Raw genomic sequence first — 4,908 nt, forward strand, 5'->3', positions numbered from 1 at the left:
CGGGTGTACGGACCCTTCGGCGCGGCTTCTAAGCTTCGTATGCCACGCTCCACATTGGAGTCGAAGATCAGGTCTCTGAAGATCGACAAGGACCGCTTCAAAACCGCTGACCCCTCGAAGTACAGCTAGCACGGATTTGGACCTGATTCTCGCAACGTCGATCTTAGCCGGAACTTTCGAACGTTGTTGGGGTGTGGTTGATTTAGCTCTTGCCCCGTGGAACCAAGGCGCGCAGTCAGGCGAGGCCGTGACCTAACTCGCAGAACCATAAAGAGTCAGCCAGTCTGTAAAGCGGAATTTCTACGAATTCTTACGGAGGAAGCGCTTGAACTCCTCACTATCATTTAGGTGCAGACATCCGAGGCTCATTCTGAGTCCTCTTCAGGGAGCGTCGGAGCGTCTAATACGAGGTCCGGAAGTTGTAGAACAAAAACCGTCTTTCCCGGAATGGATTCCTCGAGATTCAGGCAACCTCCATGCTCACGCGCTGCTTGTTCTGCGATCGTCAGTCCAAGGCCAGTGCCTCTGACTTTCTCGGCACTCACGAACGGTTGAAAGAGCATATTGCGAATGTAATCAGGCACTCCAGGGCCATTGTCTTGCACGCGGATGCAAATGGACCTTTCATCGTTGCAAAGTGAAATCTCAACTCTCTTCGGAGGAGGACAGTGCTTCAATGCCTGGCATGCGTTAAGCAGCAAATTATAGATAGCACTCCCAAGTCTTTGACTATCGATCCGGGCCTGGAGAGAGGGCGCCTCGCAGATCACCAATTCACACTCCCGTGCATCGGGATGGGATCGAACAATCCCTGCTGCGTGTTGAATCAGCAGGTTCATCGATTCCGGCTGGAGACGGAAGGTTTTATCCGTCCGGACAGAGACAAGAAAAGAATCGAGCAGGGCGGTCGCATCGTGGATCGTTCCGCGCACTCCTGCCAGGAGCTGCTCGCGGTCTGTCTGACATATATCCGGATCGCTCACAAACTCGATATCGCAGTAGATGCTGGCTAGATAGTTACGGATATCATGTGAAATGAAGAGGCCTAGCGTTTGGCTAGCGGTTGATCGCTCGAATTTGAGCACATTCTCGTTCGTCGGTCGCAACTCTTCTAAGCCATGATTACACCGATGGTTGGGCTCTGGTGTATCCACGGCGCCATTCTTGTCAACCCACATTTTCCGCTCGTATTTTCTTAGTGTTTGTCTACGTGGCATTCGATCCTCCAGGATGTGCTTGCCATTTCAATCAACGTTAAGAGTTAAGCATTCGAGCGCCATGAACGTGGGCTGATAATGAAGGCTTCGACTTCTCACAGACGTTGTTAGATCCTTCACTGCAGAACCTCCCCGGCTTGAACATCAGTGCTTGACTGACGCTGGAGAGACAGCACGCGGGCCATCATGACATCGCGCCGGGAGCATCTGAGAAGAATCGCGCATTCCTCATCGGACTGCCCTTCCAGAATCGAGATGACGAAAACAAAACGCTCGAACGCGTCCAGTAAGAGGACTGGGGCAAAGGGGATGTTATCTGCCCACCTTGCCGGTTCCTTGAGACTGATGCGCGACACGTCATCCGCGTGCTCAGGCGCAGGCATGATCAACTGGATCGCATGCTTGATTACTGCCCGCCGTGTCCAAAAACGCGGCCAATCCATGGAAACCCCGATCCCCTCCCGACATTCTCCTATCGCGGAAACAAGGCACTGCTCAGCTTTATCATGGTCTGCGGTTAGAAGAAACGAGAGCAGGTACTGACTCTGCATCTCTTCGATCAAGTTTGCGTATGACGTTCCAATTTCGTTAACGAAATGCATCGGCTCCAGCATATTCACCTCTTTGGTTTATAAGTGCGTCCGCCGATCACTTTGGATAAAGCCCCGGCCGTAGAAAACAGAAGGAATGATCCGGGCACGCAGCTCACGCTACGGATCGCTCGAAGTCTTCATAGACTGAATGAGTTTCAACTTGCACGACGAAAGGTGACGACTGCAAGGTGCCGGCATACCGTACGACTGCTATCGGGTTGGCACAAGTGAAGCGTGCAAATACATCATTCGTCGTGTGCTGTATGCGAGTATTTGGCCGGTGGAATTTACGGGTTGCCCGTGCGGCAAGCATGGTAAGCATGTAGCGGTTTGAAATGTATGTCATTGCGCCAAAAACTAGTTCGGAACGCATCGCGTCCTCCTAAGATATTGCGGTTACTTAGCTTCTTAAGCCCTGCCGCCCGATCGGTACCGGTTCTGACGTTGCTCGATTGCACTTTTAGAGCCAATCTCAATCTGCAAGCCATGGGAGGTATTTCTGGTCCCTCCTGGTTTTGATCAACGAGGATATCTTGGCGATTCCCGCGCTCCCCAGAAGAAGTTCACCACACGGCATTTGCCGGAAACATTGTTGAGCAAGTACGGCCCCCCAGATCGTCACTGAAAAGCGTTGACGAACCGTGGGAGCCCATCAAGAAAACCATCCCACTGACGGCAGCTTTGTACAGCATTCGCCAATTTTGGCGAACCTCGCCAATCGTCGAGTTCGTCAACTGCCATAGCTTCAGTCGCTTACGACTGGCACCGTGATTGCGATAGAGATAAAAATTGTAAAGAGGGCACGATGCTGAGGAGGTTGAACTGTGGCGCTGAAAGTCGTATGGAAGAATCCGCTGCCATTGATCAGGACTAAGCCAACGCTTTGGAAAATCGGCAGCGATCAGTTTGGCGCCGTGTATGCGGTCACTGCGCAGGATTACACGCGGGAGTTTGAAGTGCTACCGGGCGAAGTTGCCTGAACTCGGATGTTTGATCCTTGTTCGAAGAGAGGGCAGATGCTGAAGATTCAGAGAACATCGAACGGGCAGGTCGTCTTTGCGCTGAGCGGCCGGATGGATGAAGAACACATAGCTGAGTTGGAAGCACTCATTAGGTCGGAGACCAGCGGACGCCTCATTGTCTTGGACCTAAGGAACCTAACTCTAGCAGGTCACGAGGCCATCAGCTTTCTCGAGCGCTGCGAGGCGGATGGCATCACACTGATAAATTGCGCAGCATACGTCCGTGAGTGGATCACGAGACAACAACGCGGAAGGTAGCACTCAAGCAGAGCCTTGATGTGTGAGCATCGGGGTTACAGCAAACGACGGAGGGTGGTCAAGAATGGCAACAGAAGCAAGCTGGGCAAGTGAAGCGCCGGCAATCAACCATACTGCATCCTACGGAGTCGGAGAAGCGGCATCGGAAGAAGTCGCACTCGACAGTGAATTTCCTTGCTACGGATTACCACAAATTGTCGGTAATAGCGCTGCCCTCCAGCGCGTACTCGGCATGGTGCGTCTTGTGGCCCCAACCAACGCCACGGTGTTGATTTGCGGGGAAACAGGAACTGGAAAGGAATTAATTGCAGAAGCCATTCACAAGTGCAGTGACCGTGCGACCCGCCCTTTCGTGAAGCTGAATTGCGCCGCAATTCCTGCAGGCTTGCTTGAGAGCGAACTGTTCGGTCACGAGCGTGGCGCCTTCACAGGTGCCATCGCCCGACGCGTCGGACGCGTCGAGTTGGCTAGCCGCGGCACCCTGTTCTTGGATGAGATCGGCGAGATGCCGCTGGAGCTGCAGCCGAAGTTGCTGCGGGTGCTCCAGGAGCGGGAGTTCGAGCGACTAGGCGACTCGCGAACCTTAAAGAGTAATGCTCGTCTGATTGCCGCAACGAACCGGGATTTGGGAACTTTGGTTAGCGAACAGAAGTTCCGCTCGGATCTCTACTATCGCCTGAACGTTTTTCCCATTCGTGCTTCGGCACTACGCGAGCGGCCCGAGGATATTCCGCTGCTGGTACGACACTTCGTGCAACAATTCAGCCGAGGCATGAACAAAAGCATCGAGACTATCCCTTCGGAAGTCATGACCGCATTAGTGCGGTATCCGTGGCCTGGCAACGTACGGGAATTGCAAAACCTCATCGAGCGAGCAGTCATCGTCTCTACCGGATCGGTTCTCAATCTGTCCATGGAAGAACCGCAACTTAGTGCCAATGGGCTGCCAGTCAGTAGTCACGGCAACGGGAATTTGCGGGCGACTCTCGAGGAAGCCGAACGGCAAGAAATCGTTGCCGCTCTCGAAAAAACAATAGGGAAGATTGCCGGTCCCAACGGAGCCGCAGCCCTTCTCGGCCTGAGGCGGTCCACGCTGCATTCTCGCATGCAGAAGCTCGGCATCAGCGTTTTCCGTGCAGCTACGTGTAGATGACCTGGCAACATCCTCGCGGCAGCCTCTGGTCGATGGATATTTGTTTTCCGGCCAGCACGAGGACCATGCCGACCACTCGCTGACGATTCACTCTCTGCCTGGCCTCGCCTGCCTGCTCACATCGAGGCTCAACTGCATTTTCTGATTTGTTCGAACGCGTCATCCAGGGTTGCGGCGCACACAACTTCTGGAGAGAGACTTGTGCGATCTCACCTTGGACAAAGTTCGACCGCACAGTCACCGGACCCATGTGACGCGAAAAAGCGAGTGGTTCTCGACCTGATTATTCAGTCATCATCCCGGTCATTGCCGTGCTTGGCACGCAGGTTGTTCTTGTAGACAGTTGTGCCGACAGCCCGGCCCAGGCGAGCTCCCGCGTCCTGGTCGGTTCGAAAATGTATCCCGCCGTAAACGCGAGCGTCGGAGATATCGTCGGTGATCTGCCTGAAGGATCCGTAGTGCAACACGATGGTGGGTACTGCGGGGTTTGACAACGTGATCGCATGTCCAGCTTCGCCATAAAGACGTCTCAGGACCTCGGCTCCCGAATTAGATAAGCTCCCGTGGTTTGAGGGATAGCTCGGGAAACATGGCGCCGGGATGAATGGAACGAAGTTCGGATCGCCATCGGTTTTCCGGTTGCCGTCCGTGTCACCTGCATGGAT

At 54.0% G+C, this 4,908-nt stretch carries 6 protein-coding genes; 2 read left to right on the forward strand and 4 right to left on the reverse strand.

What is annotated here, in order from left to right:
* Positions 1-365: 365 nt before the first annotated feature.
* The 3 genes from VNX88_15225 to VNX88_15235 all read right to left on the reverse strand — a co-directional run bounded on the left by VNX88_15225 (position 366) and on the right by VNX88_15235 (position 2,183).
* Positions 366-1,217: a HAMP domain-containing sensor histidine kinase gene (locus VNX88_15225; GenBank protein HWY70021.1), complete on the reverse strand. Its 852-nt coding sequence runs from the start codon at positions 1,215-1,217 to the stop codon at positions 366-368.
* A gap of 116 nt (positions 1,218-1,333) precedes the next feature.
* Entirely contained in the window at positions 1,334-1,780 is a 447-nt protein-coding gene (locus VNX88_15230; GenBank protein HWY70022.1) for a hypothetical protein, read from the reverse strand.
* Positions 1,781-1,922: 142 nt separating this feature from the next.
* A complete protein-coding gene (locus VNX88_15235; GenBank protein ID HWY70023.1) occupies positions 1,923-2,183 on the reverse strand; it encodes a hypothetical protein in 261 nt (86 codons plus the stop codon).
* 451 nt (positions 2,184-2,634) lie between these two features.
* On the opposite strand from VNX88_15235, the gene VNX88_15240 reads away from it, so the two are divergent.
* Positions 2,635-2,790 (forward strand): hypothetical protein, encoded by a 156-nt coding sequence (locus VNX88_15240; GenBank protein HWY70024.1) that lies wholly within the window; start codon positions 2,635-2,637, stop codon positions 2,788-2,790.
* 364 nt (positions 2,791-3,154) lie between these two features.
* A complete protein-coding gene (locus VNX88_15245; GenBank protein HWY70025.1) occupies positions 3,155-4,243 on the forward strand; it encodes a sigma 54-interacting transcriptional regulator in 1,089 nt (362 codons plus the stop codon).
* A 287-nt stretch (positions 4,244-4,530) separates the two neighbouring features.
* Here the strand turns inward: VNX88_15245 and VNX88_15250 are convergent.
* On the reverse strand, positions 4,531-4,908 hold a 378-nt coding region (locus tag VNX88_15250), incomplete at its 5' end, for a vanadium-dependent haloperoxidase (GenBank protein ID HWY70026.1).

This window comes from Terriglobales bacterium (assembly GCA_035567895.1).
GTDB lineage: Bacteria > Acidobacteriota > Terriglobia > Terriglobales > Acidobacteriaceae > Gp1-AA112.

Excerpts from the sequence above, each read along its gene's own strand:
- VNX88_15225 (HWY70021.1), bottom strand. The coding sequence starts at position 1,217 with ATGCCACGTAGACAAACACTAAGAAAATACGAGCGGAAAATGTGGGTT.
- VNX88_15245 (HWY70025.1), top strand. The coding sequence starts at position 3,155 with ATGGCAACAGAAGCAAGCTGGGCAAGTGAAGCGCCGGCAATCAACCAT.
- VNX88_15235 (HWY70023.1), bottom strand. The coding sequence starts at position 2,183 with ATGCGTTCCGAACTAGTTTTTGGCGCAATGACATACATTTCAAACCGC.